The following is a 26,015-nucleotide window of genomic DNA, read 5'->3' as shown; positions in this document are numbered from 1 at the left end:
ATGACTCATGCCCGTCAGGCAGCACACCGTCATCGACAGCCCGTACGGCCCCCTGACCCTGGTCGGGACAGACAGCGCGCTGAGCGGTCTCTACATGACCGAACAGCGGCACCGGCCGCCCGACGAGACGTTCGGCGACCCGGATCCCCGCCCCTTCGGCGCGGTCATCAGCCAGTTGGCCGCCTACTTCGACGGCGAGCTGCGGGAGTTCACCGTGCCGCTCGAACTCCACGGCACCCCGTTCCAGGGCAGCGTCTGGCAGCAGCTCCAGGAGATCCCGTACGGCCAGACCCGCTCCTACGGAGACCTTGCCGACCGTCTCGGAAAGCCCGGCGCCTCACGTGCCGTGGGCCTGGCCAACGGCAAGAACCCGGTGGGGATCATCGTCCCGTGCCACCGCGTGATCGGCTCCACCGGCAGTCTCACCGGATACGGCGGCGGGCTCGACCGCAAGCAACGACTGCTGGCTTTCGAGAACGGAGCGTTCACCGGGCCCGCCGGAGGCGATGTCCTCTTCTGACAGCCCGCGGGACGGCCGGGCGGTGCGCCGGAAGGCGCCCCGCCCCTGTCCGGTGAGTGAGAGGGGACGCGGCCGCGCCGGCCGGTCAGCCGTGTTCGTACCTCTTCAGCAACCGGGGCAGCGCCGTACCGATGGGTTCGCGCACCACCTCTGCCGCCAGCTCGTCGTACGGCGTCGGTTCGGCGTTGACGATGATCAGCCGGGCTCCTGCATCCGCCGCGATCCCTGCCAGGGACGCGGCGGGCTGCACCTGGAGGCTGGTGCCGACCGCGATGAAGACCTCACAGGCCTTGGCGATACCGATCGACTCACCCAGCACCTGTTGATCGAGACGCTGCCCGAACATGACCGTCGTCGACTTGAGGACGCCGCCGCACTGGAGGCACGGCGGATCGTCCTCACCGGCCGCCACCCGTCCGAGCGCCTCCTCCATGGATGAGCGGGCCCCGCATCCGGTGCACACCACCGCCCGCGCCGACCCGTGCAGCTCCAGCACCTTGCGCGGGCTGAGACCGGCCAGCTGGTGCAGCCCGTCCACGTTCTGCGTGATCACCCGCACCGGGACGCCGGCCTGCTCGAGTCCGGCGATGGCGCGATGTGCGGTGTTCGGCTCCGCGTGCCAGGTCTCGCTGTCACGGCGCATCAGCCAGGAGCGGCGGCGGATGTCCGGATCGGCCATGTAGTAGTCGTAGGTGACCAGCTTCTCGGCCTCGGGATCGCGCCGCCACAGGCCGTTGGGGCCGCGGTAGTCGGGGATGCCGGAGTCCGTGGAGATCCCGGCGCCGCTGAGGATGGCGACGAGTGTCCTGTTCATGAACATGAAGGTACGGCGCTCGCCTGCTCGGAGCGACCGGATATCCGGGCGCGGGCGATGCGGCTGGTTCCGCTGCTTCGTCGGGATCCACATCCACTTGTCCACCGCGTGGGGGACGGGTTCTCGCGCCGGGAGCCCTGCCGCACGCCGAACCGGGCGTCCGAGGGCGGTCACGAATCCGGTGGGTGCGATCGCAAGGCGGAGGTGACACCGCACGTGCAACTGTTCGGGGTCGGCGGGAGTCTAGCGATCGAAGGGCTGTTCTCCTGTGAAACACCGTCCGTTCGCCCGCGTCCCAACAGAGGGTTCTCTCCATGCCGATGCCCCCGCACAACCGTCGCGCCTTCCGTGCCGCCGCCGCCCTCGGCGCCGCCGGCCTGATCGCACTGGCCGCGGCTCCCGCCGCCTTCGCCGATGAAAGCGCACCCGAATTGGTCATCGGAGGCGTCGAGCCGATCGACGGGGTGAAACCGGGGAGCATCTTCGATGCGCCGGTCACCGTGGCGAACAAGGGCACCGGAGTCGCCGACAAGGTGTGGGTCACCTACTCCGTCACCCGGGGACTCGACTTCGCGGAGGTTCCCTCCAACTGCCGCACACAGCATGTCCGGCCCTATGACGAGATGCCCGAGCGGTGGACCATGGTGTGCGCGTTCGCCCAAGCGGTGGAGCCGGGCGTCGGCTACACGCCCGAGAGACCTCTCCGTGTCAAGGTATTGGACCGCGCGCTCCACGACGAGCTGCGCCTTCGTGTCGGGGAGGACGAGCCGGGGGCAGACGACAACGGCACTCCGCCGGTGGCGGGAACCGCACCGGCGGTGAAACTGGTCGAGGGACAGGCCGGGGGCGAGGGGTCCGCGCACGTCGTCGATGTCCCCGTCACCTCGGTCAACACGGCCGACTACCAGGTGACCGGTGCCGCGTTGAAGGGGAGCGTCGGCGACACGGTGACGATGGGGGTGAAGTTCACCAACGCCGGGCCTGCCTGGGTCATGCCCAGGGCGGGGGACCGGGTCGTCAGTGTGAGGATCACGCTTCCCACCGGAACGTCGGTCGTCAAGCGCGGTCAGTTCTGCCAGGCCAAGGGTAAGGCGTATGTCTGCGGCATGCGGTCGCTCAATGACGGCAGCCACGAGACCTACACCTTCGAGCTGAAGATCGAGAAGCGGGTGGCGCACGCCAAGGGCTCGGTGGCGCTGAGCACCGAAGAACGGCCGTTCGACCCCAACAAGGCCAACGACAGGGCCGACATCACGCTGGATGTCACGGGTGCGGGGCCGAGCGGCTCGACCAGTGGCTCGGGCGGCTCGGCGGGCGGCTCGACCAACGGACCGGACGGCTCGGCCGGCGGGTCGTCGTCGACCGGCGACGACGGGACGACGACGAACGGCGGCACTCTCGCAGAGACCGGGGCCTCGGTGCTGCCGCTCACGGGTGCGGCTGCCGCGGTCGTGGTCACGGGGGTGGGCACGCTCCTCGTCGTGCGCCGCCGCCGAACGCAGAGCCTGAGCTGACGGGTCGTCCGACGCGTGGGATACCACCCGCCCCGGGCCGCTGGTCCGGGACCTCCGCACTGTCTTGATCGGTGGCGCCTCAGGCGGTTCCCGGATCCGAGCCGAACTTGCTGAAAGGCGGGCCTTCGAGCTGGGTGACGTATGGGAGGCCGTTGCGGGTGCGGAAGTAGCGGCGTCCGCCCGTGGGGCAGCCGGGGGTTCTGATCCACGGCCTAACGGCGGTCGCCCCGGCCCAGGGCGTCCTCCAGCCAGTCGAAGACGACCTCGCGGTGCTGTGGCGGAGCCATGGGCGAGCAGTGCAGCTGGGCACCGGCGGCCGCCCGCATCAGCCGGTACTCCTTGCGGCTGCGCAGCAGCTCGAAGAACTGGCGTGGCTGACCCGGATGGAAGGTCTCGTCGTCGTAGTCCAGGACCAGCGTGGGACACGGGACGCTGATCCGGCTCGGGCTGCCGGGCCCCGGTGCCCCGCATTTCGGCGCCTTCACGCAGGCGGGGCCGGTTGCCGGGCCCGGCTGCTCCTTCTGCAACGACGCGGCAGCGGATAGGGTCGGGGCGGCGCGACTGCCTGTTCGAAAGCAAGGGATAGCAAGGTGACGGACGGAGCAGTATCTGAAGCCCCACGGGTGCTCGTGGCGGCGGACAAGTTCAAGGGATCACTCACGGCGGTACAGGTCGCCGAGAGGGTTACGGCCGGACTGCGGAGGGTCGCTCCCGAAGTGCAGGTGGAGACACTGCCCGTCGCAGACGGCGGCGACGGCACGGTCGCAGCCGCGGTGGCGGCGGGTTTCGAGCGCCGCCAGGTACGGGTCACCGGTCCGCTCGGTGAGCAGCGGGACGCGGTCTTCGCACTGCGGGGCACCGTCGCTGTCGTGGAGATGGCAGAGGCGTCCGGCCTCCAGCATCTCCCCGAAGGAGTGTTCGCTCCGCTCACGGCGACGACCTACGGGTCGGGTGAGTTGCTGGGCGCCGCGCTCGACGCGGGAGCCCGCAGCATTGTCTTCGGTGTCGGCGGCAGCGCCACCACCGACGGCGGAGCCGGGATGCTGGCCGCACTCGGAGCCCGCTTCCTGGATGCGGACGGCCGGCCGGTGGGACCGGGGGGCGGAGGGTTGCGTGACCTTGTCTCCGCCGATCTCTCCGGGCTGGACGCACGGATCGCCGAGACGGAGATCGTGCTGGCCAGCGATGTGGACAACCCTCTGACCGGGCCCAAGGGGGCCCCGGCGGTGTACGGCCCGCAGAAGGGCGCCGATCCCGGTCAGGTGGCTGCGCTGGACGCGGCACTCGCGCATTTCGCCGTCGTGCTCGAGAAGACCGTCGGAGCGAAGGCGGCCGACGCCGCACGGGCACCGGGCGCGGGGGCGGCCGGAGGCATCGGCTACGGCGCTCTGGTGGGCCTCGGAGCGAGCTTCCGGGCCGGCATCGAGGTGATGCTCGATGTGCTGGGCTTCGCCCCCGCGGTGGCCCGGGCGACCCTGGTCATCACCGGTGAGGGCTCGCTCGATGAGCAGACCCTGCACGGCAAGGCCCCTGCCGGTGTCGCAGCGGCGGCCCGCGCGGCGGGCAAGGAGGTCGTCGCGGTCTGCGGCCGTCTGCTGCTCCCGGCCGACGCACTGAACAGGGCGGGAATCCGCCGTGCGTATGCCCTCACCGAACTGGAACCCGACACGGCACGCTGCATTGCCGAGGCGGGCCCGCTCCTCGAGCAGGTCGCGGAGAACATCGCGCGTGATTTCCTGCGCTGAGGCGCTGACCTGCTGTGGGGCCGGTCCCGGTCATCCGGGACCGGCCCCACATGTCAGACGGAGGCGGTCTCCAGGGCATCGGCGGCATCGGCTGCCGGTGCCTTTCCGGCTTTCTGGGTGCGCGGCGAGTGCGCCGCGGTCAGACCGAACAGCGACACCGCCACGACTGCTACGAAGGCCGCGCCCGCGATGGCGAAGCTCAGCGTGAACTGGCTCTCCGCGGGCAGCGGGGGCACCCCGGCCGGCAGGTGGGCGACGGACTTCGACGCCAGCAGGGAGGTGATCACGGCGCTGGCGATGGCGCTGCCGACCGAGCGGGAGATGGAGTTGATGCCGTTGGCGATCCCGGTCTGGTGCGGCGGAACCCCGGCCACGATGAGCGCGGGCATGGAAGCGTATCCGAAGCTGATCGCCAGGCCGATCACCATGCCTGCAGTGATCACCGAAGCGGTGGTGTCATGGGCCAGGGTCAGCCAGGTGAAGCCGATCACCCCGAAGCAGGCCCCCGCCGCGAGAGTGAAGCGCGCTCCGATCCGGCGTACCAGCAGCCCGCCGAACTGTGCGCCGACGAGTGAGACCAGCGTGGTGGGCAGCAGATAGACCACCGACGCGCCGAGCACCGAGGCCCCGAAGCCGTAACCGGTGATCTTCTCGGGCATCTGTACCAGGTACGAGACCCCGATGAACTGGGAGAACATCGCGAAGCCCAGCAGCAGGCCGGCCAGGTTGGTGAAGAGAACGGGGCGGTGGGCGAACATCTTCATGTCCACCATCGGTTCACCGACCCGGAGCTCGGTGAACACCCACACCGCCGTCATGGCGACGGCGCCGACGAACGCGCCGAGCGTTCGTCCGGAGGTCCAGCCCCACTCGTGGCCCTGCGAGATGGGCAGCAGCAGCAGGACCAGCAGGGCAGCGAGGGCGAGCGCGCCCAGCCAGTCGGTGCGTCCGCCCGACTTCGCACGGGAGGCGGGCACGGCGAACAGCACGCCGGCCAGCGCCACCACAGCGAGTCCCACGGCCAGCCAGAACACCCGGTGATAGTCGGGGTCCGCCCCCTGGGTGAGGAGCCCGGCGCCGACCAGAGCGAGTCCGCTGCCGAAGGCCAGCGTGCCACTCACCAGCGCCATGGCTCCGTGCAGCTTCTCCGGCTTGATCTCCTCACGCAGTACGGACAGGGCGAGCGGGAAGATCGCGGTGGCCGCTCCCTGCATCACCCGGCCGACGAGGAGCCAGGTCAGGGATGTCGTGGTGGCGGCGAGCACCGAACCGGCGATCATGACGAGGAGTACGCCGACGAGGGTGGGCTTCTTGCCGTGCTGGTCGCCGAAACGGCCGAGCAGTGGGGTGAAGACGGCAGCAGAGAGCAGCGTGGCCGTGGTCACCCAGCTGATGTTCGCGGTGCTGGTGCCGAGATCGGTCTGCATGATCCCCAGGATCGGGACGACCAGGGTCTGCATCATCGAGACCACCATGGCGGCGAGCCCGAGCACCAGGACGACCGCGGTCTGTCCGGGCTTCCCGGCGGGCCGCGGGGCCACCGCGTGCTGTGCGTCAGTCACGGAAACTCTTCCCACTACTTGAGGACCTTGATGCTTGAGAACTTCAAGCAATGGGGAGACCGTAAACATCAATGTTTGAGATCGTCAACTTTCCTGGAGTAAGGTGCATCACATGCCAGGAAATCCCAGGGCCGGCACGGCCCAGCTCATGGAGCTCCTCTCGGTGTCCCTGGGCGTCTACTACGGCGACTTCACCGTCGCCGCCGCCACCGAAGGCCTCACGGCCAGCCAGGGCAAGACGCTCACGGTGCTGCGCCGCGGGCCTTCCGCGATGCGGGCCCTCGCCACGACCCTCTCCTGCGACGCCTCCAACATGACCGGAATCATCGACAGGCTGGAGAAGCGCGGCCTCGTGCGCCGCGAGCCCAGTCCCACCGACCGGCGGGTCAAGAATGTGGTGCTCACCGACGAGGGCGAGCGCATCATCGACGCGATCCGCGCGAAGATGCACCTCACGCTGGACGGCCTGGCCACGCTCGACGAGGACGACCGCGCCACGCTGGCCGGACTCCTGGAGCGTGTCTTCGCGGCGGCGCCGGCCGCTATCCCCCCGACGAGCCGCTAGGCCGGTTCCGGCAGGGAAAACCGAGGGCCCCGAGTGCTCAGCACTCGGGGCCCTCGGTTGTGCTCGGATGCGCTACGGCAGTTGCGCCGTACGCGCCTCCCGGCGGTTGCCCCGGAAGGTGTTCACCCGGCGCGCGGTGGCGAAGAGCGGGATGACCGCGCCCATGACCACCTGGAGCGCGCAGCCGGTCTGCAGCAGCAGCTGTCCGCCCGGCGCGTCGAACGCCCAGGCGGCGAGCAGCCCCATGGCGCCCACGATCCAGCTGAGCATCCCCACCGCGAGGATGCCCCGCGGCTTCGGGTACTCGACCCGGCTCACCATCAGCCACGCGACGCCGATGACGGCCAGCAGCGTCGGCACGAACGGCAGCTCGAGCAGCACGATCGAGACGACCGTCAGGGCCCCGAAGGGGCTCGGCATGCCCTGGAACATGCCGTCCTTCAAGGTCACGCAGGAGAACCGCGCAAGCCTCAGCACCACCGCCAGCAGCACCACGATCGCAGCCACGGCGGCAACCCGCTGATGGGCGTCGTCCGCGACCATTCCGTACACCAGTACGAAATACGCCGGGGCGAGCCCGAAGCTGATCAGGTCGGAGAGGTTGTCCAGCTCCGCGCCCATCGGCGAGCTGCGGAGCTTGCGCGCCACGAGCCCGTCACAGAGGTCGAAGATGGCTGCCATCAGCATCAGGATCACCGCGGTCGCGGCTGAGTGCCGCGCCATGCCCGTCTCCTGGCTGCCCTGGAGATGCGGGATGAGGATCCCGGTGGTGGTGAAGTACACCGCCATGAAACCGCACGTGGCGTTACCGAGAGTGAGGGTGTCCGCTATCGACAACCGCAGTGAGAGCGGCATGTCCTCGGCGTCGTCCTCGTCCTCGGCCCCGGGGACCCAGCCGGTCTGCGTGTCCGGATCAATCACGGTCAATTCGAGTCACCCCCGCGGTGGTGGTCTGGCCGACCTCGACCGCGACATCGATACCTTCCGGAAGGTAGATGTCGACACGGGAGCCGAAGCGGATCAGGCCGATCCGCTCGCCCTGGTCCACCTTCGTACCCTGCGGGAGATACGGCACGATGCGCCGTGCCACGGCGCCGGCGATCTGCACCATCTCGATGTCGCCGAGCTCGGTGTCGAAGTGCCAGACAACGCGCTCGTTGTTCTCGCTCTCCTTGTTGAACGCCGGGACGAAACCGCCGGGGATGTGCTCGACCGACGTCACCGTGCCGGCCAGTGGCGCACGGTTCACGTGGACGTTCAGCGGGCTCATGAAGATCGCGACGCGGGTGCGCCCGTCCTTCCACGGCATGACGCTCTGCACAACACCGTCGGCCGGGGAGATGACCCGGCCCTGCGCGATCTCGCGCTCGGGATCACGGAAGAACCACAGCATGCCCGCCGCGAGAGCGGTGGTGGGCACGGCGGCAGCCGCCCAGCGGCCGGATCTGCGGGCCCGGGCCAGGCTGAGAGCGGCTGTCGCGACAGTCGGCAGAAGCCACGGCGATGCTCCGCGCGCGAGACGGACGCGGCCGCGTGGTGCAGAGGTTTGGCTGTGGGGCATGAATGACCTTCGTAGCGGATGATGCCGCGCAGTAACGGGGGACGGCGGCTTTCGGGCGATGCTATCGGTTGTGGACCACAACTGGGCAAGCCAGGAAGCCGAGTCGGCAGACTGAAGATGATAACTGGGTGTGATCTTCTTCGCTGCTATACCGCCCTGAATCGGACAATCAGCCCTGGAATCGGTACTCTTCGAGGAGTCGTCGGCCAATGATCATTTTCTGGATCTCGGCGGTACCTTCGCCGATCAGCAGCATCGGGGCCTCGCGGTAGAGCCGCTCGATCTCGTACTCCTTGGAGAACCCGTATCCACCGTGGATTCGGAAGGCGTCCTCCACCACCTCTTTGCAGTACTCGGAGGCCAGGTACTTGGCCATCCCTGCTTCGAGGTCGTTTCGTTCCCCGGAGTCCTTTTTGCGTGCCGCATTGACCATCATTGCATGCGCGGCTTCCACCTTGGTAGCCATTTCGGACAGCTTGAACTGAATGGCCTGGTGCTGGGCGATCTGCTTACCGAAGGTGTGCCGCTGCTGTGCGTAACCAATACCCAGTTCGAAGGCACGTTGCGCGACGCCGCAGCCACGAGCTGCCACATTGACGCGGCCGACCTCCACTCCGTCCATCATTTGGTAAAACCCTCGGCCCGTAACACCACCAAGTACGCGATTGGCCGGAATTCGCAGTCCATCCATGATCAGCTCGGTGGTGTCAACCCCCTTGTAGCCCATCTTGTCGATCTTGCCGGGGATGGTGAGACCGGGGCGGACCTCGCCGAAGCCCGGCTCCTTCTCGACCAGGAAGGTCGTCATCGACTTGTGCGGGGCCGTTCCCTCGGGGTGACCCTCGTCACTGCGGCACAGCACGGCGACCAGTGAGGAGGTGCCGCCGTTGGTCAGCCACATCTTCTGGCCGTTGAGTACGTACTCCTCGCCGTCCTTCACACCCTTGGACGTGATCGCCGAGACGTCCGAGCCGAGCGCGGGCTCCGACATCGAGAAGGCGCCCCGGACCTCGCCGAGCGCCATGCGCGGCAGGAAGGTGTCCTTCTGCTCCTGCGTGCCGTGCTGCTTGAGCATGTACGCCACGATGAAGTGGGTGTTGATGATGCCGGACACCGACATCCACCCGCGGGCGATCTCCTCGACGCAGAGCGCGTATGTGAGAAGGGACTCACCCAGGCCCCCGTACTCCTCGGGGATCATCAGCCCGAACAGGCCGAGCTCCTTGAGGCCCTCGACGATCTGGGCCGGGTACTCGTCGCGGTGCTCCAGCTCGGTCGCGACCGGCAGGATCTCCTTGTCGACGAAGTCCCGGACAGTGGCCAGGATTTCCTGCTGGACATCGGTGAGACCGTGGGTCTGGGCGAGTCGGCTCATGACTGCTTCTCCTGTGACTTCACGCAGTGGGTTGCACGCGGTGGGACTTCTGGGACGCCCTAACTGGCGGGTGTCGGACGGCCGGGCTGCTCGCCCCCGCGCTCCTTGATGTACGCCTCGGTCGGGACCATCACCTTGCGGCGGAACACACAGACGACGGTGCCGTCCTGCTTGTAGCCCTTGGTCTCCACGTACACGATTCCCCGGTCGCTCTTGGAGCGTGACGGAGTCTTGTCGATGACGGTCGTCTCGCCGTAGATGGTGTCGCCGTGGAAGGTCGGCGCGATGTGCTTCAGCGATTCGACCTCGAGGTTGGCGATGGCCTTGCCCGAGACGTCCGGCACCGACATGCCGAGCAGCAGGGAGTAGATGTAGTTCCCCACCACGACGTTCTTGCCGAAATCGGTGGTCTTCTCCGCATAGTTGCTGTCCATGTGGAGGGGATGGTGATTCATGGTCAGCAGGCAGAAAAGATGATCGTCGTATTCCGTGACGGTCTTTCCCGGCCAGTGCTTGTAGACCGCGCCGACCTCGAACTCCTCGTAGGTACGTCCGAACTGCATCGCTTATGCCTCCGGGGCTTCGAACTTGGACGTGCGCTGCATACCGGCGGCCCGGCCCTTGCCGGAGATGACCAGGGCCATCTTGCGGCTGGCCTCGTCGATCATCTCGTCGCCGAGCATCGCGGAGCCCTTCTTCCCGCCCGCCTCGGAGGTGCACCAGTCGTACGCGTCGAGAATCATCTCGGCGTGGTCGTAGTCCTCCTGGGACGGCGAGAAGATCTCGTTCGATGCGTCGACCTGTCCCGGGTGCAGCACCCATTTGCCGTCGAAGCCGAGCGCCGCCGCCCGCTTGGCGACCTCGCGGTAGCCGTCGACGTTCCGGATCTGCAGGTAGGGCCCGTCGATCGCCTGGAGGTCGTAGGTACGGGCCGCCATCAGGATCTTCATCAGGATGTAGTGGTACGCGTCGGCGCCGTAGCCGGGCGGCTGCTCGCCCACTACCAGGGTCTTCATGTTGATCGACGCCATGAAGTCGGCCGGGCCGAAGATGATGGTCTCGGTACGGCGCGAGGCCGCCGCGATCTCATTGACGTTGACCAGGCCCTTGGCGTTCTCGATCTGCGCCTCGATGCCGATCTTCCCGACCTCGAAGCCCATGGTCTTCTCGATCTGGGTGAGCAGCAGATCGAGAGCGACGACCTGCTGGGCGTCCTGGACCTTGGGCAGCATGATGCAGTCGAGATTCTGGCCGGCGCCCTCGACGACCGTGATGACGTCGCGGTAGGTCCAGTGCGTGGTCCAGTCGTTGACCCGTACGACCCGGGTCTTGCCCGTCCAGTCTCCCTGGTTCAGCGCCTCGACGATGGTGTGCCGTGCGCCTTCCTTCGCGAGCGGGGCGCAGGCGTCCTCCAGATCGAGGAAGACCTGGTCGGCCGGGAGACCCTGGGCCTTCTCGAGGAAGCGCGGGTTGGATCCGGGTACGGCGAGACAGGAGCGCCGCGGGCGCAGACGGTTCACGGCGGCTACGGGCTCTACGGGCGCGGTCATGCGGGGACCTCCAGAGGGTCGAGCTTGTTCGCTTTCCGGATCACTTCGACGATACGACCGATGATCTCAGTGATACCGAAGTCCTTCGGGGTGAAGACGGCGGCGACGCCGGCCTCCTTGAGCGCGGTGGCGTCGGCGTTGGGAATGATCCCCCCGACGATCACCGGAATGTCGGAAGCGCCCGCCTCGCGGAGGCGTTCCAGCACGTCCGGCACCAGTTCGGCGTGGGATCCGGAGAGGATCGACAGGCCCACGCAGTGCACGTCCTCGGCGAGCGCGGCACCGACAATCTCCTCCGGTGTCAGCCGAATGCCCTGGTAGACCACTTCGAAGCCGGCGTCACGGGCGCGTACCGCGATCTGCTCGGCGCCGTTGGAGTGCCCGTCCAGGCCGGGCTTGCCGACGAGGAGCCGGAGCCGCCCGCTGCCGAGTTCGCCGGCCGTGCGGGTCACCGCGGCCCGTACGGCGGCGAGTGGCGTGCCCTCCTCCGCGGTGACCGCCACCGGGGCGCTGCTCACCCCGGTGGGCGCACGGAACTCGCCGAAGACATCGCGCAACGCCCAGGACCACTCACCTGTGGTGACACCCGCACGGGCGCAGGAGACGGTCGCCTCGAAGAGGTTGCCGTCGCCCGCCGCGGTCGCCTTCAGGACGGCCAGGGCCTCTTGCGCGCGGGCCTCGTCCCGGTTGTCGCGCCAGGTGTGCAGCGCGGCCACGACCCGTGCTTCGTTCGCCGGGTCGACCGTCATGATCGCCGTGTCGAGGTCGGCGGTGAGCGGGTTGGGCTCCGTGGACTCGTAGCAGTTGACGCCGACGATCTTCTCGTCGCCGGCCTCGATACGGGCCCGTCGCTCGGCATGGGACGAGACCAGCTCGGACTTGAGATAGCCCGACTCGACGGCGGCCATCGCGCCGCCCATCTGCTGGATGCGGTCGATCTCCGCCAGGGACTCCTCGACCAGCGAAGCGACCTTGGCCTCGATGACGTGTGACCCGTCGAAGATGTCCTCGTACTCCAGCAGGTCGCTCTCCATCGCGAGGACCTGCTGGATGCGCAGCGACCACTGCTGGTCCCAGGGGCGGGGGAGCCCCAGCGCCTCGTTCCAGGCGGGCAGCTGCACGGCACGCGCACGGGCGTCCTTGGAGAGCGTGACGGCCAGCATCTCCAGCACGATGCGCTGGACGTTGTTCTCCGGCTGGGCCTCGGTCAGACCGAGCGAGTTGACCTGGACGCCGTAGCGGAACCGGCGGTGCTTGGGGTCACTGATGCCGTACCGCTCACGCGTCACCTGGTCCCAGATGCGGCCGAAGGCGCGCATCTTGCACATTTCCTCGACGAAGCGGACGCCCGCGTTGACGAAGAAGGAGATCCTGGCCACGACCGCGTCGAACTTCTCGGGCGGCACCTGTCCCGAGTCGCGGACCGCGTCCAGCACGGCGATCGCCGTGGACATCGCGTACGCGATCTCCTGGACCGGCGTGGCGCCCGCCTCCTGCAGGTGGTAGCTGCAGATGTTGATCGGGTTCCACTTGGGGATGCCGGCCACCGTGTACGTGATCATGTCGGTGGTCAGCCGGAGGCTCGGTCCCGGCGGGAACACATGGGTCCCGCGCGACAGATACTCCTTGACGATGTCGTTCTGCGTCGTCCCCTGGAGCTTGCCGGGGTCCGCGCCCTGCTCCTCGGCCACCACCTGATACAGCGCCAGCAGCCACATGGCGGTGGCGTTGATGGTCATGGAGGTGTTCATCTGTTCCAGCGGGATGTCCTGGAACAGCCGCCGCATGTCACCGAGATGGGACACCGGGACCCCGACCCGGCCCACCTCGCCGCGGGCGAGGACATGGTCGGGGTCGTAGCCGGTCTGGGTCGGCAGGTCGAAGGCGACCGAGAGACCCGTCTGGCCCTTGGCGAGGTTGCGCCGGTACAGCTCGTTGGACGCCTCGGCCGTGGAATGGCCGGCGTACGTCCGCATGAGCCAGGGACGGTCCTTGTGCCGTTCAGTCATCGGGGAGACCTCAGACGTTCCGGAAGCGGTTGATGGCGTCGATGTGCTTCTCGCGCAGCTCCGGGTCACGCACGCCCAGACCTTCCTCGGGCGAGAGCGCCAGCACGCCGACCTTGCCCTGGTGGACGTTGCGGTGGACGTCGTGGGCGGCCTGGCCGGTGTCGTCGAGCGAGTACACCTTGGACAGCGTCGGGTGGATCTTGCCCTTGGCCACCAGGCGGTTGGCCTCCCACGCCTCGCGGTAGTTGGCGAAGTGCGAGCCCACGATCCTCTTCAGCGACATCCACAGGTAGCGGTTGTCGTACTCGTGGTTGTAGCCGGACGTCGAGGCGCAGGTGACGATCGTGCCGCCCTTGCGGGTGACGTAGACGGAGGCTCCGAAGGTCTCGCGGCCGGGGTGCTCGAAGACGATGTCCACGTCCTCGCCGCCGGTCAGCTCACGGATGCGCTTGCCGAACCGCTTCCACTCGCGCGGGTCCTGGTTGTGCTCGTCCTTCCAGAACTTGTAGCCCTCCGCATTGCGGTCGATGACCGCATCCGCGCCCATCTTCCGGCAGATGTCCGCCTTCTGGTCGCTCGAGACGACACAGATCGGGTTGGCGCCGCCGGCCAGTGCGAACTGGGTGGCGTACGAGCCGAGGCCGCCACTGGCGCCCCAGATCAGCACGTTGTCACCCTGCTTCATGCCCGCGCCGTTGCGCGAGACCAGCTGGCGGTAGGCGGTGGAGTTGACCAGTCCGGGCGCCGCCGCCTCCTCCCAGCTGAGGTGGCCCGGCTTGGGCATCAACTGGTTGGACTTGACGAGAGCGATCTCGGCGAGGCCGCCGAAGTTGGTCTCGAAGCCCCAGATGCGCTGCTCGGGGTCGAGCATCGTGTCGTTGTGGCCGTCCGAGCTCTCCAGCTCGACCGAGAGACAGTGCGCCACGACCTCGTCGCCCGGCTTCCAGGCGTTGACGCCAGGCCCGGTGCGCAGCACGACGCCCGCCAGGTCGGAGCCGATGACGTGGTACGGCAGGTCGTGGCGCTTGGTGAGGTCGCTGAGCCGTCCGTAGCGCTCCAGGAAACCGAAGGTCGACACGGGCTCGAAGATCGAGGTCCAGACCGAGTTGTAGTTCACCGAGCTGGCCATGACGGCCACCAGGGCCTCGCCGGGCCCGAGCTCCGGCACCGGCACGTCCTCGACGTGGAGCGACTTGCGGGGGTCCTTGTCACGGCTGGCGACGCCGGCGAACATCTCGGCCTCGTCCTTGTGCACGGTCACCGCGCGGTAGGACTCGGGGAGGGCCAGGGCGGCGAAGTCCTCGGCCGTGGCGGCGGAGCCGCTGTCTGTGTTTGTCCGCGACTGGATCGCGTCCAGGATTTCCTTCACGGTTCTGCCTCCGGCGGGTGGGGGCTCCCTCGCTCGCGGTGGTATCCCCCTCCGGTTCTGGGCCGGGAGCGGGAGACGCCGGGAGCTCGGGGAAGCGCTGACGGAACGCTCCGGGGGGAGCGTCGATGCTGATGTGGAGGTGTGCCGTCGGTTCGGCGGAAAACGGGAATCGGCCGCGCCGTGGTGGGGCGCGTGGAGTGCCTGTGACGCAGGCGCCCGGGCGCGAAGACACGTGGTCTTCGGGGACAGCCGGCGTACGAAAGGTTTCTGCACGCCGGCCGCCCGGACACCTTCAACGTATGGCACCCCGTGCCAAGCCGCAAGACACTGAGTGCCAACAAATTCGCGCAGTTGTCATCCGGTGGTCACGCATGAGCAAAAACGGCCGCCCCTGGGGGGCGGCCGTCGCGTTGAGGAGTCAGGTGGATGCGGTCAGTGCCTGCGCAGTGCCTGCTCGATGGTGCGCATGACCTCGTCGAGCGGGGCGTCGGTACGCGCCACCGTCACCAGCACCTCGCCGTTGCTCTTCGCGGTCGCGGCCGGCCTGTGCTCAGCAGTGCGGCCGGCGCCTATCCCGGTGCCGAACGTGTCCCTGACGATGGCGAAGGCGTGGTCGAGCTGGGTCTCCACGTCGCCCTGGCCGTCGGCCCGCAGCCAGCGGCGCAGCACATGGTTGTGCGCGGTGACCACCGCGGACGCCGCCACTTCGGCGAGCAGCGGGTCGTCATTGCCGTCGTGCTGGTCGTGCTCGTCGAAGTGGCCCAGCAGATAGCGGGTGAACAGCCGCTCGTAACGGGCCACCGAAGCGATCTCGGCCTCGCGGAGGGTCGGTACCTCACGGGTCAGTTGGTAGCGGGCCACCGAGACCGCGGGAGACGACGCGTACATCCGCATGACCTCTTTGATGCCCCGGCACACCGTGTCCAGCGGGTGCTCGTGCTGGGGTGCCGCGTTGAGCACCGCCTCGGCCCTGACCAGGGTGTCGTCGTGGTCCGGGAAAATGGCCTCTTCCTTGGACCGGAAGTGGCGGAAGAAGGTCCGGCGGGCCACTCCGGCCCGCGCCGCGATCTCGTCGACGGTGGTCGCCTCGTACCCCTTGGCGGCGAACAGCTCCATCGCGGCCGACGCCAGCTCCCGGCGCATCTTCAGCCGCTGTGCGGCGGCGCGGCTGCCCGCCGCGGTCTCCGGGGCGTCCGGCGACGCCTTCTTGCGGACGGGGCGCCGTGCGGGGCCACTGGGCTGGGGCATGGTCCGAACGTACTGCATCTGCGCAGCAGGATGCGCCTGCGGGGGCGAGCCGCTGCCGGGTTCCAGCAGCCCGCCCCAGTCCCCGCGCGGATCAGCGCCGGGCATACTCGCGGAATCCGCGCCCGGTCTTGCGGCCGAGGCAGCCCGCCGCGACAAGGTGTTCGAGCAGTGGGGCCGGAGCCAGACCCGGGTCGCGGAACTCGCGGTGCAGCACCCGCTCGATGGCCAGCGAGACATCGAGCCCGACCACGTCGAGCAGCTCGAAGGGGCCCATCGGGTATCCGCCGCCCAGCTTCATCGCGGCGTCGATGTCGTCGAGGGTCGCGTAGTGCTCCTCGACCATCTTGATCGCGTTGTTGAGGTACGGGAAGAGCAGCGCGTTCACGATGAACCCGGCCCGGTCACCGCAGTCCACGGGGTGCTTGCGGACCTTGGCGCAGACCTCGCGCACCGTGGCGTGGACGTCGTCCGACGTGAGGACGGTGCGCACCACCTCGACCAGCTTCATCGCGGGCGCCGGGTTGAAGAAATGCATCCCGATGACGTCCTGGGGACGTGTGGTGGCGCGCGCACAGGCGATGACCGGCAGCGATGACGTCGTGGTGGCGAGTACCGCGCCCTCCTTGCACACCTTGTCGAGCGTCTCGAAGAGCTGCTGCTTGACGGCCAGGTCCTCGGCGACCGCCTCGACGGCCAGATCGACATCGGCGAAGGCGTCCAGCGAACCGGCCGGAGTGATCCGGGCCAGTGTCTCGTCGCGGGCCTCCGCGGTGATCCTGCCCTTGTCGACAGAGCGGGAAAGCGACTTGGCGATACGGGACTTGGCGGTTTCGGCCTTCTCCGGACTGCGGGCTGCGAGCACCACCTGGTAACCGGCCTTGGCGAACACCTCGGCGATGCCCGACGCCATGGTCCCCGACCCCGCGACACCCACCGATTCGACCCGGCGTCCGGTGACGGTCCCCTCGCCGTCGAGCGGGGTGAGGGCGTCGGCGACCACGGTCGCGCTCTCCGGCGCGTCGTACGTGTAGAAGCCGCGGCCGGTCTTGCGGCCGTGCAGCCCGGCATCGCTGAGCTGCTTGAGGATCGGCGCGGGTGCGTGCAGCCGGTCCTTCGAAGCGGAGTACATCGCCTCGAGGACGGTACGGGCGGTGTCCGTGCCGATCAGGTCGAGCAGCGCGAGCGGTCCCATCGGGAGACCGCAGCCGAGCCGCATCGCCGCGTCGATGTCCTCCCGGGAGGCGTACTTGGCCTCGTACATCGCGGCTGCCTGGTTGAGATAGCCGAAGAGCAGCCCGTCGGCGACGAAACCGGGGCGGTCGCCGACCGCGACGGGCTCCTTGCCGAGCTCTCGCGCGAGAGCGGTGACCGCTTCGATGGCCGGCGGCGCGGTGAGCACCGAGGAGACGACCTCGACCAGCTTCATGGCCGGCGCCGGGTTGAAGAAGTGGAGGCCGAGGACCCGCTCGGGGTGCGCGGTGTCCGCGGCAAGACGGGTCACCGAGAGAGCGTTGGTCCCCGTGGCCAGGATCGCCGTGGGCCGCACGATCGCGTCGAGTGCCCGGAAGATCTGCTGCTTGGTCTCGTAGGACTCCGGCGCGACCTCGATGACGAGATCGGCGTCGGCCGCCGCCTGCAGATCGGAGAAGGTACGGAACCGCGCGAGGATGTTCTGCCGTTCCTGCTCGGAGAAGCGCTCGCGCAGCACGGAACGGGCGGTGGATGCCTCCAGGGTGGTGACGGCGTGCCGCGTCGCCGCGGCGCTGATGTCGATACCGATGACCTCGCGTCCGGCGTGGGCCAGGACCTCGGCGATGCCGGTGCCCATGGTGCCGAGGCCGACCACGGCGATGGTGTGGAGAGGGGTGTCCATCACGGGACTCCAGGGATGAGTGACGACTGAGGGGCGCACGGAGCGCGGCCGTACCCGGGGGTACGCCGGGGCGGTCCGGGCGTGAGGTGTCGTGGTGAAAGGGCCGACGGGCCCGGTCCCGGGGCCACGTCGTACAGGCAGTACTGAACCGACGAACACTCGTGGCGGCTGCGTCACCAGGCCGCCCTGAGGGTGGTGCCAGCGGGGAGTGACCCGCTCACTTGAGAGTAACTGGCGAGTAACGAGCGCGCCAGACCTGGCCGGCTGTGATCTGGATCGCTCCCGGACACGCCCCGGTCCGCCGCTCTAGGCTCTCCGCATGGACGAAGAGTTACGGTCGCTCACGGACCGGCTGCACGATGAATCGCACGGTTCGGACGAGTACCGGCGGCTGACCACCACCGAGGACATCGAGGAACTGGCGACGGTTCTCACCGCGGCCGGGCAGCCCCTCTGGGCGCGCGAGTGCGCCGCGTTCCGGCTCGGCTGCGCCGGGGACCGCAGGGCCTTCGAGACTCTGGTGCTGCTGCTCAATCACCGGGACCCGGAGCGCTGTGTCTCCGCGGCGCATGCCCTTGCCGCACTGAACGACCCGCGCACCGCGCGCGCCGCGGCGGCCCTGGCGACAAACAGTCTGCGGACCGCCTACGCGCTGCATCCGGTGCGGCTCCTGGCGCAGCTGCGGGCGCCCGAGTCGGTGCCCGCGCTGATCCGCACGCTGGAGCGGCTGCTCGCGCCGGACGACCCGTACTGGCGGGTGGCTCTGGGGTGTGTGGACGGTCTGGGGGTGCTCGGTGATCCGCGGGCCCGGCCGGTGCTCGAAGCCGCCCTCGGTCATCCGCGGTTGGCCGCCGCAGCGTCGGAGGCGCTGATCCGCATCGCGTAGCGCACCTCGGGCACGGACGCACAGCCCACGCCGAAGGACGCTTCGGCGCCGTCGGGCAGAAAGCCGGCCTTCTCGTAGAAGCGCCGTGCCCGGTGGTTCTCCGCGAGCACCCACAGACGCAGGACCCGATGGCCCAGGCCGGAGGCACGGGCGATCATCTCGGCCATCAGCGCGCGGCCCGCACCGGTGGAGAGGTGCTCGGGCAGCACGTAGAGGGCGTACACCTCGCCGCCGCCGGTGTGCCGGACATCGGCGCGATGCGGCCCGCAGCAGGCCCAGCCGATCACCGAACCGTCCCGCTCGGCGACCACACTGACGGACCGTCCGGCATCGTCGGCGAAGCGTGCGCGGCGCAGGACCGCGTCCTGCGCCGCGTCCATGACGTCGAGATGGGACTGCGGTACGAGCCCGGCGTAAGCGTGCTGCCAGCCCCGGACCCGCACGTTCGCCACAGCCTCGCAGTCGTCGACCGTCATGTCCCTGATGTGCGTGGGCGGATGTGCCGGGCCACCCTGCCCGAGCCGCGTCGTCATGCGGCCATCATCGCCACCCCGTACCCGGCGGCGGTCCGCCGGGCGGCTCAGAGCAGGGTGAGCTGGGTGGGCTCGGCGAGCTCCGGCTCCCGAGGTACCGGGACGCGGCGCGGGGTGCCGCGCTGCGCCGGGCCGATGCCGTATTCGGCCGCCAGCTGATGCACGTGGCCGGTGATCCGCCGCTGGTACCACTTCGGCGCGTACGCCCCCTCGGCATACAGCCGTTCGTAGCGCCGCACAAGATGCGGATGATGGTGCCCGAGCCAGGCCATGAACCACTCCCTCGCTCCCGGCCGCAGATGCAGCACCAGCGGTGTCACCGAGGTCGCCCCGGCGGCCGCGATGGCCCGGACCGTCGCACGCAACTGGTCCGGATGGTCGCCGATGAAGGGGATCACCGGGGCCATCAGCACGCCGCATCCGATGCCGGCCTCGGTGAGGGTCCGCACGGCATCGAGCCGTCGCCCGGGTGAGGGGGTGCCAGGCTCGACGGTGCGCCAGAGAGTCTCGTCCACGAAACCGACCGAGACGCAGACGCCGACGTCGGTGACCTCGGCCGCCTGCCGCAGCAGTTCGAGGTCCCGCAGGATCAGAGTCCCCTTGGTCAGGATGGAGAAGGGGTTCGCCCGGTCACGGAGCGCCGTGATGATGCCGGGCATCAGCTGGTAACGGCCCTCGGCGCGCTGGTAGCAGTCGACGTTGGTCCCCATCGCGATATGCGCGCCCTGCCACTGCCGGGAGCCGAGCTTGCTGCGCAGCAGCTCAGGGGCGTTGATCTTGACGACGATCTGCGAGTCGAAGCCCAGCCCGGTGTCGAGGTCCAGATAGCTGTGGGTGCGGCGGGCGAAACAGTAGACGCACGCGTGACTGCATCCGCGGTACGGGTTGACCGTCCATTCGAACGGCATGCGTGAGGCGCCGGGTACCCGGTTCACGATCGACCGGGCGCGCACCTCGTGGAAGGTGATCCCGCGGAACTCGGGGGTGTCGAACGTGCGGGTGGTCACCGCGTCCGCACCGAAGAGCGCGGGGTTCCCCCGGGGTGCGGCGTCCCCGTCGTTCCCGGCGTTCTCCGTCAGCTGGTCCCAGCGCATGGTGCCTCCTAGGTAGCACGGTACCCGTGAATAGAACACCTGTTCCCATCGCTTGTGCAACCCGGATTTCCGTGCCGCCACCCGAGGTGATTGGCTCATCACGCGGTTCATCACACCGACCGAAGAACGACAGCTGGAGGAACTGGTATGGCGCAGGTAGAGGCCACCACGGAGCGGATCATCGCGGCGGATGCGGAGACGGTGTTCGACGCGCTGGCCGACTACAGCGGTACGCGGGCCGAGCTGCTGCCCGAGCACTTCAGCGAGTACGAGGTCAGGGAGGGCGGCGACGGCGCGGGCACTCTCGTGCACTGGAAGCTCCAGGCCACCAGCAAGCGCATCCGCGACTGCCTGCTCGACGTGTCCGAGCCCACGGACGGACAGCTCGTCGAGAAGGACCGCAACTCATCGATGGTCACCACCTGGACCGTCACCCCCGCCGGGGAGGGGAAGTCCAAGGTGGTGGTCTCCACCGTCTGGAACGGCGCCGGCGGCATCGGCGGATTCTTCGAGAGGACCTTCGCGCCCAAGGGGCTCGGCCGCATCTACGACGCGGTCCTGGACAAGCTCGCCGCCCGGGTCGCGGGATGACCGTCCGCCGGCTCTTCGCCGGGTGCCGGGGGGAGTTCATGCTCACCGGTTCGAGTGGTTTTTCGTACGGCGTAGTTGTACGCCGTAGGGGCTCCCACCGGCACTGAAGCCCCCGGCGTGCGCCTGGCGCGCCAATCGTCGCGCTTGCACCCCTTGTCGCCGAATGCGAGAAAAGGGCGGCGCAGGCGCGACGAGGGGAGCAGTACGTGGGTGGGATCACTCTGGTGCAGGACGGGCCGCCGCAGAGGCCGCGGACCGGGACGGAACAGGTCGCAGCCACCGCCACGTTGCCGCCGGTGGAGCAGGGCGAACTCGACCCGCGCCGGGTGCGGATGGTCTTCGTCGGCCTGATGCTGACTCTGCTGCTCGCGGCCCTGGACCAGATGATCGTGGCCACCGCGCTGCCCAAGATCGTCGGCGAGCTGCACGGCCTGGACAGGATGTCCTGGGCGGTCACCGCCTATCTCCTCGCCTCCACCATCGGCCTGCCCGTCTACGGCAAGCTCGGCGATCTCTTCGGGCGCAAGAGCATCTTCCTCTTCGCGATCGTCGTGTTCATCTGCGGTTCGGCGCTGGCCGGCTGGTCCAGGACCATGGATGAGCTGATCGCCTTCCGGGCGGTCCAGGGTGTCGGCGGCGGCGGTCTCATGATCGGCGTACAGGCGATCATCGCGGACGTGGTGCCGCCGCGGGAGCGCGGCCGGTTCATGGGGCTGATCGGCGCGGCCTTCGGACTCGCCTCCGTCGCGGGCCCGTTGATCGGCGGATTCTTCACCGACCACGCGTCCTGGCGCTGGTGCTTCTACATCAACGTCCCGTTCGGACTGGTCACCCTGGCCGTGATCGCCCTCGTACTGAAGCTTCCCCGGCCCACCGCCAAGCCACGCCTCGACGTGCTCGGCGCGATGCTGCTCGCCTCCGCGTCAACCTGCCTCGTTCTGCTGACCAGTTGGGGCGGCACCGAGTACCCGTGGGGCTCGCGGACCATCATCGGGCTGGGAGCGGGCGCGCTCGTGTCAGCCCTGCTCTTCGTCGTCGTCGAGCACTTCGCGCCCGAACCGATCATCCCGCTGAGGCTGTTCCGCGACTCCGTCTTCAACGTGACCGCGCTGGTCGGCGCGGTCGTGGGCGTGGCGCTCTTCGGCGCTGCCAGCTATCTGCCGACGTTTCTGCAGATGGTCGACGGGGCCAGCGCCACCGAATCGGGGCTGCTGATGCTGCCGATGATGGGTGGCGTTGTCGTCGCGTCCGTCGTATCCGGGCAGCTGATCAGCCGCACCGGACGCTACAAGCTGTATCCGGTGGCAGGCAGCGCGGTCTCGGCGGTCGGCATGTGGCTGCTGTCGCGGCTGCAGACGGACACCCCGCGGCTCGAGTACAGCATCTGGATGGCCGTCCTCGGCACGGGCATCGGCCTGATCATGCCGGTCCTGGTGCTGGCCGTGCAGAATTCCGTACCCCCCGGTGACCTCGGCACGGCGACCAGCGCCAACAACTACTTCAGGCAGATCGGCGGCAGCGTCGGAGCGGCAGTCTTCGGCACGCTCTTCGCCGGCCGCCTCACCGACGCCCTCGCGCGGAGGATCCCGGCCGGCGCGCACCTGCCCGACCCCGAGTCGATCACCCCGCAGCTGGTTCACGCGATGCCGCCGGCGGTGCGCGACGGCTACATCCAGGCCTACACGGATGCGATGCCGCGGATCTTCCTCTACCTCGTGCCGGTGCTTCTGCTCGGCCTGTTCTTCGCCTTCTTCCTCAAGGAGAAACCGCTGGTGTCCCACAACGCCCCCGCAGCCGCACCCGATACCTCCGTTCCCGCGGCGCGTGTTCCAGCAGCACCGTCCCAGCTCTCCGGTGTACCGGTCTGCGGGACGGTCCAGCACCATGACGGCTCCACCGTGCCGCGCGCCGCGCTCACCCTGATCGACATCACCGGACGCCAGATCGGGCGGGGTGCGAGCGGTGAGGACGGGCGGTACGCGCTGAGCGTGCCGGGGCCCGGCTCGTACGTCCTGATCGCTGCGGCCGGCGGGCACCAGCCGCAGGCCGTCAGCGTCACCGTCGGAGAGCGGCCGGTCGACCTCGACGTCGTGCTCGGCGGCGCCGGGCGGCTGGCCGGGTCGGTGGTCAACGCCGACGGGACACCCGTGCGCGACGCGGCCGTAACCCTCACCGACGTGCGCGGCGAGGTCGTGGCGAGCACCCGGAGCGGGCGCGAGGGCAGCTATGTCATCTCGGAGCTGGTGGCGGGCGAGTACACCCTGGCCGGAAGTGCCCCGGCCTTCCGTCCCGCCGCACTACCGGTCAGCGTGCAGGCGGCGCGTGAGACACGGCAGGACATCGAACTGGCAGGAGGGGCGCTGCTGCGCGGAACGGTACGCGCGAGCGGCGGCCGACCGGTCGAGGACGCGCGGGTCACGCTGCTCGACGCAGCGGGCAATGTCGTGGACACCCTTACCACCGGTCCGGACGGCACGTTCCGATTCGTTGATCTGTCGTCCGGCGAATACACCGTGATCGCTGCGGGATACCCGCCCGTGGCCACGGTTCTCCAGGTCGCCGGTGGCGGCCGTACGGAGCGTGATCTGCAGCTGGGGCACGAAGACTGACGGACCGTCCGGTCCCGCGTCGCGGTGCGCGCCGGGCGCACCACCCATGCGAGCCGATTCCGGCGATGCCCCGCGTGCGCGGGGCCCGGGGCCTTACGGTGGGGTTACTAACCGCAGAACCTTGCGGCCGGGAAGGAGCCTTCCACCCATGAACCTTGGTGTACCGCCGCAGAGGGCACCACAGTCGCGGGACGCCGCGGCTGGCCGCGTGCCGCTCGCCGTGGTCGTCGTCGACGCGGAAGGACTTGTGTCCCACTGGTCGACCGGTGCCCGGCGACTCTTCGGTGTCAGCAGGGAGGAAGCGGTCGGCTGCGCGGCAAGTGAACTCCTCCCGGTATCCGGGGCGTTGGCACAGGACGTGGTGCAGGGGGCGGACGGCGCCTACTCCGATTTCGGCCCCGAACTCGACACCTCGCTGAGCGGCAGCATCGCCTATCCGGCGGCGGGCCGGGCCCGGGTCGACGAGCCGCGGGGCGGCCGTATCGACGTGCTGTGGTGGGCGTACCCGCTGGTCGGTCCCGGTCCCGAGCGGCTGCTGGTGCTCGCCGCCGACGCCGCTCAGCTCAGGGGGAGCGAGGGGGGCGGTGGTCCGGACGCCGAGACCGTCGCCCCGGCGTTCGCGCTGCACACCGACTTTCCGGGCTACCAGGACCTGGCCGGGCGCTTGCCCGAGATCCTGCCGAACATGAGCGTCCACGAGGCGACCGGGATCGTCTCGCAGGTCCTCGAACTCGGCTATCCAATCCTGGAGTTCAGTCAGCGCGACCGCGTTCCGGTCACTCCGGACTGGGGGGTGCCGCGGCGCGCGGCCCGTCGATGGGCCACGAGTGGCGGGGGCCAGGGCGACGAGGGTTCCCGTCCACTCGCGGCGCCGCGTCCGGAGCTCGACCTCGAATACGCCGCGGTCCGTGAGCGACTGGAATTCCTCAACGAGGTGAGCGGCCGGATCGGCACCTCCCTCGATCTGGAACGCACCATCCGTGAAGTGACAAGCGCTGCCGTGCCACGGTTCACCGACTTCGCGGGTACCCATCTGCGCGCCGCCGTGCTGGCAGGTGAGGGTTTCCCCGACGGGCCGCCGGATGTGACCACCGTCTGGCACCGGGTGTGGGTCGAGCACAACGACGAACCGGGCCGCTGGGACGACACCGTGCCGGTCGGTGAGGCCATCGCCTTTCCCGAGCACACGCCCTTCTTCCAGTGCATGGTCACGGGTGAGCCGGTCCTCGTCCCTCATGTCGGTGAAGAGCTGAGTGCCCGGATCTCCGGCGAGTTCGAGAAGCGGGACCTGCGCCCGCTGATCAACAACCGGTCTCTGCTGATTGTGCCGTTGAAGGCCCGCGACGTGGTCCTGGGCTTCATGGTGCTGATGCGCCGGCCGGGCCGCGAGCCCTTTGACGACATCGACCGAACCACCGGCGCCGAACTCGCCGCACGGGCCGGGCTCGTGCTCGACAACGCCCGTATGTACACCTATCAGGAGAACGTCGCGGAGACGCTCCAGGACAGCATGCTGCCTCAGGTCGAAGCGCGGATGGCCGGCTGTGACATCGCCACGCGCTATCTGCCCGGGGCCCGGCTCGGCAGGGTCGGCGGGGACTGGTTCGACTCCGTGAAACTCCCCGGCTCGCGGACCGCGCTCGTGGTTGGCGACGTCATGGGCCACGGGCTCAACTCCGCAGCGATGATGGGCCAGTTGCGCACCGCGGTTTTGACCATGGCGACCATGGAGATGCCTCCGTCCCAGCTGCTGCGCAATCTCGACGACCTGGCGCAGCGGCTCGGTGAGCAGTATCTGGCCACCTGTCTCTACGCCGTCTACGACCCGATCCGTTCCGAGATCCAGATCGCCAACGCCGGGCACATCCCGCCCGTGCTGGTCCGCGCGGAGGATGGCAGGGCCGAACTCATCGAGCTTCCGACCGGGGCACCGATCGGGGTCGGCGGTGTCGCCTTCGAGACCGCGACCGTCCGGGTGCGACCGGGCGACCGCCTGGTGCTCTGTACCGATGGCCTGGTCGAGGTACGCGGCCAGGACATCGGAGATGGGCTGGCCGCGCTCTGCGCCTCCGCCGCCCATCCGGCGGCCTCGATGGACGACGCCTGCGACGCGATCATCCGGGCGCTGAACCCCAGCGATGGCCGCAAGGACGACGTGGCCCTCCTGATGGCCAGGGTGAACGGCATTCCGGAGGAGGACGTCGCGGAGTGGCAACTGGAACTCGACCCGCGTGAGGTGTCACGGGCCAGGCGGCTGGTGCGCGACCGGCTGCTCCGGTGGGGGCGCCCGGACTCGGCGGAGACGGCCGAGCTGATGGTCAGTGAACTCGTCACCAACGCCGTGAAGAACGGCCGTACCCAGCAGATCCGGCTGCGGCTGGTGCGGACCGATGCGCTCCTCTGTGAGGTCAGCGACGACGAACCGGCTCCGGCGGCGCTGCTCAACGCATCGGCGGACGACGAGTTCGGCCGTGGGCTGCTGGTGGTGAGCAGCCTTGCCCGTGCCTGGGGCACCAGCACCAATGCGCACGGCAAGACCGTCTGGTTCGAGCAGGCACTCGGCCACGTAGCGCGACCTGGGTCGAACACCTGGTGAA

The 26,015-nt window shown here is 69.0% G+C and carries 22 protein-coding genes; 8 read left to right on the top strand and 14 right to left on the bottom strand.

What is annotated here, in order from left to right:
* Positions 1–7 precede the first annotated feature (7 nt).
* The gene (locus OHS16_RS04670) at positions 8–520 is read left to right on the top strand and encodes a methylated-DNA--[protein]-cysteine S-methyltransferase (protein WP_328535877.1); all 513 of its coding nucleotides are present in this window, start codon (positions 8–10) and stop codon (positions 518–520) included.
* An 85-nt stretch (positions 521–605) separates the two neighbouring features.
* Here OHS16_RS04670 and OHS16_RS04665 read toward each other — a convergent pair whose 3' ends face one another.
* Complete coding sequence (locus OHS16_RS04665; RefSeq protein ID WP_328535876.1) at positions 606–1,334, bottom strand: SIR2 family NAD-dependent protein deacylase; 729 nt, start codon at positions 1,332–1,334, stop codon at positions 606–608.
* Positions 1,335–1,648: 314 nt separating this feature from the next.
* On the opposite strand from OHS16_RS04665, the gene OHS16_RS04660 reads away from it, so the two are divergent.
* On the top strand, positions 1,649–2,848 hold the full coding sequence (locus OHS16_RS04660) for a hypothetical protein (protein WP_328535875.1): 1,200 nt from the start codon (positions 1,649–1,651) through the stop codon (positions 2,846–2,848).
* 212 nt (positions 2,849–3,060) lie between these two features.
* Here the strand turns inward: OHS16_RS04660 and OHS16_RS04655 are convergent, their stop codons facing one another.
* Positions 3,061–3,375 (bottom strand): hypothetical protein, encoded by a 315-nt coding sequence (locus OHS16_RS04655; protein WP_328535874.1) that lies wholly within the window; start codon positions 3,373–3,375, stop codon positions 3,061–3,063.
* Between the two features lie 63 nt (positions 3,376–3,438).
* On the opposite strand from OHS16_RS04655, the gene OHS16_RS04650 reads away from it, so the two are divergent.
* A complete protein-coding gene (locus tag OHS16_RS04650) occupies positions 3,439–4,593 on the top strand; it encodes a glycerate kinase (RefSeq protein ID WP_328535873.1) in 1,155 nt (384 codons plus the stop codon).
* Between the two features lie 53 nt (positions 4,594–4,646).
* On the opposite strand, the gene OHS16_RS04645 is transcribed toward OHS16_RS04650, so the two are convergent.
* Complete coding sequence (locus OHS16_RS04645; protein ID WP_328535872.1) at positions 4,647–6,155, bottom strand: MFS transporter; 1,509 nt, start codon at positions 6,153–6,155, stop codon at positions 4,647–4,649.
* Between the two features lie 112 nt (positions 6,156–6,267).
* Here OHS16_RS04645 and OHS16_RS04640 point away from each other — a divergent pair, with 112 nt between their 5' ends.
* On the top strand, positions 6,268–6,720 hold the full coding sequence (locus OHS16_RS04640; protein WP_443042559.1) for a MarR family winged helix-turn-helix transcriptional regulator: 453 nt from the start codon (positions 6,268–6,270) through the stop codon (positions 6,718–6,720).
* 72 nt (positions 6,721–6,792) lie between these two features.
* Here OHS16_RS04640 and pssA read toward each other — a convergent pair whose 3' ends face one another.
* From pssA to OHS16_RS04595, 9 genes are all read right to left on the bottom strand, one after another.
* Positions 6,793–7,647 carry a CDP-diacylglycerol--serine O-phosphatidyltransferase gene (gene pssA, locus OHS16_RS04635; RefSeq protein WP_328535871.1) on the bottom strand — a complete coding sequence of 285 codons (855 nt, stop codon included), beginning with the start codon at positions 7,645–7,647 and terminating at the stop codon, positions 6,793–6,795.
* On the bottom strand, positions 7,634–8,281 hold the full coding sequence (locus OHS16_RS04630; RefSeq protein WP_328535870.1) for a phosphatidylserine decarboxylase: 648 nt from the start codon (positions 8,279–8,281) through the stop codon (positions 7,634–7,636). Before OHS16_RS04630 ends, pssA begins: the two co-directional genes overlap by 14 nt.
* 169 nt (positions 8,282–8,450) lie before the next feature.
* Positions 8,451–9,656, bottom strand: a complete 1,206-nt coding sequence (locus OHS16_RS04625) for an acyl-CoA dehydrogenase family protein (RefSeq protein WP_328535869.1) — start codon at positions 9,654–9,656, stop codon at positions 8,451–8,453.
* Positions 9,657–9,715: 59 nt separating this feature from the next.
* Positions 9,716–10,219, bottom strand: a complete 504-nt coding sequence (locus OHS16_RS04620) for a MaoC family dehydratase (protein WP_328535868.1) — start codon at positions 10,217–10,219, stop codon at positions 9,716–9,718.
* Between the two features lie 3 nt (positions 10,220–10,222).
* Positions 10,223–11,206: an HpcH/HpaI aldolase/citrate lyase family protein gene (locus tag OHS16_RS04615; protein ID WP_328535867.1), complete on the bottom strand. Its 984-nt coding sequence runs from the start codon at positions 11,204–11,206 to the stop codon at positions 10,223–10,225.
* Positions 11,203–13,215: a protein meaA gene (locus OHS16_RS04610; protein WP_328535866.1), complete on the bottom strand. Its 2,013-nt coding sequence runs from the start codon at positions 13,213–13,215 to the stop codon at positions 11,203–11,205. Before OHS16_RS04610 ends, OHS16_RS04615 begins: the two co-directional genes overlap by 4 nt.
* A gap of 10 nt (positions 13,216–13,225) precedes the next feature.
* Positions 13,226–14,584: a crotonyl-CoA carboxylase/reductase gene (ccrA, locus tag OHS16_RS04605; RefSeq protein WP_328535865.1), complete on the bottom strand. Its 1,359-nt coding sequence runs from the start codon at positions 14,582–14,584 to the stop codon at positions 13,226–13,228.
* 432 nt (positions 14,585–15,016) lie between these two features.
* The gene (locus tag OHS16_RS04600) at positions 15,017–15,850 is read right to left on the bottom strand and encodes a TetR family transcriptional regulator (protein ID WP_328540714.1); all 834 of its coding nucleotides are present in this window, start codon (positions 15,848–15,850) and stop codon (positions 15,017–15,019) included.
* A gap of 73 nt (positions 15,851–15,923) precedes the next feature.
* Positions 15,924–17,705: a 3-hydroxyacyl-CoA dehydrogenase family protein gene (locus OHS16_RS04595; RefSeq protein WP_328535864.1), complete on the bottom strand. Its 1,782-nt coding sequence runs from the start codon at positions 17,703–17,705 to the stop codon at positions 15,924–15,926.
* A gap of 319 nt (positions 17,706–18,024) precedes the next feature.
* On the opposite strand from OHS16_RS04595, the gene OHS16_RS04590 reads away from it, so the two are divergent.
* Entirely contained in the window at positions 18,025–18,591 is a 567-nt protein-coding gene (locus OHS16_RS04590; RefSeq protein ID WP_328535863.1) for an adenylosuccinate lyase, read from the top strand.
* On the opposite strand, the gene OHS16_RS04585 is transcribed toward OHS16_RS04590, so the two are convergent.
* Both OHS16_RS04585 and OHS16_RS04580 read right to left on the bottom strand, forming a co-directional pair.
* The gene (locus OHS16_RS04585) at positions 18,540–19,124 is read right to left on the bottom strand and encodes a GNAT family N-acetyltransferase (protein ID WP_328535862.1); all 585 of its coding nucleotides are present in this window, start codon (positions 19,122–19,124) and stop codon (positions 18,540–18,542) included. The genes OHS16_RS04590 and OHS16_RS04585 overlap by 52 nt on opposite strands.
* 47 nt (positions 19,125–19,171) lie before the next feature.
* Positions 19,172–20,218: an Rv2578c family radical SAM protein gene (locus OHS16_RS04580; protein WP_328535861.1), complete on the bottom strand. Its 1,047-nt coding sequence runs from the start codon at positions 20,216–20,218 to the stop codon at positions 19,172–19,174.
* Between the two features lie 147 nt (positions 20,219–20,365).
* On the opposite strand from OHS16_RS04580, the gene OHS16_RS04575 reads away from it, so the two are divergent.
* The 3 genes from OHS16_RS04575 (at position 20,366) to OHS16_RS04565 (ending at position 26,014) form a co-directional block, all read left to right on the top strand.
* Positions 20,366–20,809 carry an SRPBCC family protein gene (locus OHS16_RS04575; protein WP_328535860.1) on the top strand — a complete coding sequence of 148 codons (444 nt, stop codon included), beginning with the start codon at positions 20,366–20,368 and terminating at the stop codon, positions 20,807–20,809.
* A 206-nt stretch (positions 20,810–21,015) separates the two neighbouring features.
* A complete protein-coding gene (locus tag OHS16_RS04570) occupies positions 21,016–23,418 on the top strand; it encodes an MFS transporter (RefSeq protein ID WP_443042557.1) in 2,403 nt (800 codons plus the stop codon).
* Positions 23,419–23,566: 148 nt separating this feature from the next.
* Positions 23,567–26,014 (top strand): SpoIIE family protein phosphatase, encoded by a 2,448-nt coding sequence (locus tag OHS16_RS04565; protein WP_328535859.1) that lies wholly within the window; start codon positions 23,567–23,569, stop codon positions 26,012–26,014.
* Position 26,015: the final 1 nt, after the last annotated feature.

It is taken from the genome of Streptomyces sp. NBC_00344, assembly GCF_036088315.1.
Classification (GTDB): Bacteria; Actinomycetota; Actinomycetes; order Streptomycetales; family Streptomycetaceae; genus Streptomyces.
The sequence above is the reverse complement of the archived record's forward strand: the minus strand, read 5'-3'. Positions and strand labels throughout refer to the sequence as shown.

Excerpts from the sequence above, each read along its gene's own strand:
- OHS16_RS04630 (WP_328535870.1), bottom strand. The coding sequence starts at position 8,281 with ATGCCCCACAGCCAAACCTCTGCACCACGCGGCCGCGTCCGTCTCGCG.
- OHS16_RS04580 (WP_328535861.1), bottom strand. The coding sequence starts at position 20,218 with ATGCGCTGGGACCAGCTGACGGAGAACGCCGGGAACGACGGGGACGCC.
- OHS16_RS04665 (WP_328535876.1), bottom strand. The coding sequence starts at position 1,334 with ATGAACAGGACACTCGTCGCCATCCTCAGCGGCGCCGGGATCTCCACG.
- OHS16_RS04615 (WP_328535867.1), bottom strand. The coding sequence starts at position 11,206 with ATGACCGCGCCCGTAGAGCCCGTAGCCGCCGTGAACCGTCTGCGCCCG.
- OHS16_RS04610 (WP_328535866.1), bottom strand. The coding sequence starts at position 13,215 with ATGACTGAACGGCACAAGGACCGTCCCTGGCTCATGCGGACGTACGCC.
- OHS16_RS04625 (WP_328535869.1), bottom strand. The coding sequence starts at position 9,656 with ATGAGCCGACTCGCCCAGACCCACGGTCTCACCGATGTCCAGCAGGAA.
- OHS16_RS04600 (WP_328540714.1), bottom strand. The coding sequence starts at position 15,850 with ATGCAGTACGTTCGGACCATGCCCCAGCCCAGTGGCCCCGCACGGCGC.
- OHS16_RS04595 (WP_328535864.1), bottom strand. The coding sequence starts at position 17,705 with ATGGACACCCCTCTCCACACCATCGCCGTGGTCGGCCTCGGCACCATG.
- OHS16_RS04640 (WP_443042559.1), top strand. The coding sequence starts at position 6,268 with ATGCCAGGAAATCCCAGGGCCGGCACGGCCCAGCTCATGGAGCTCCTC.
- OHS16_RS04660 (WP_328535875.1), top strand. The coding sequence starts at position 1,649 with ATGCCGATGCCCCCGCACAACCGTCGCGCCTTCCGTGCCGCCGCCGCC.
- OHS16_RS04670 (WP_328535877.1), top strand. The coding sequence starts at position 8 with ATGCCCGTCAGGCAGCACACCGTCATCGACAGCCCGTACGGCCCCCTG.
- OHS16_RS04620 (WP_328535868.1), bottom strand. The coding sequence starts at position 10,219 with ATGCAGTTCGGACGTACCTACGAGGAGTTCGAGGTCGGCGCGGTCTAC.
- OHS16_RS04565 (WP_328535859.1), top strand. The coding sequence starts at position 23,567 with ATGAACCTTGGTGTACCGCCGCAGAGGGCACCACAGTCGCGGGACGCC.
- OHS16_RS04590 (WP_328535863.1), top strand. The coding sequence starts at position 18,025 with ATGGACGAAGAGTTACGGTCGCTCACGGACCGGCTGCACGATGAATCG.
- OHS16_RS04575 (WP_328535860.1), top strand. The coding sequence starts at position 20,366 with ATGGCGCAGGTAGAGGCCACCACGGAGCGGATCATCGCGGCGGATGCG.
- OHS16_RS04585 (WP_328535862.1), bottom strand. The coding sequence starts at position 19,124 with ATGACGACGCGGCTCGGGCAGGGTGGCCCGGCACATCCGCCCACGCAC.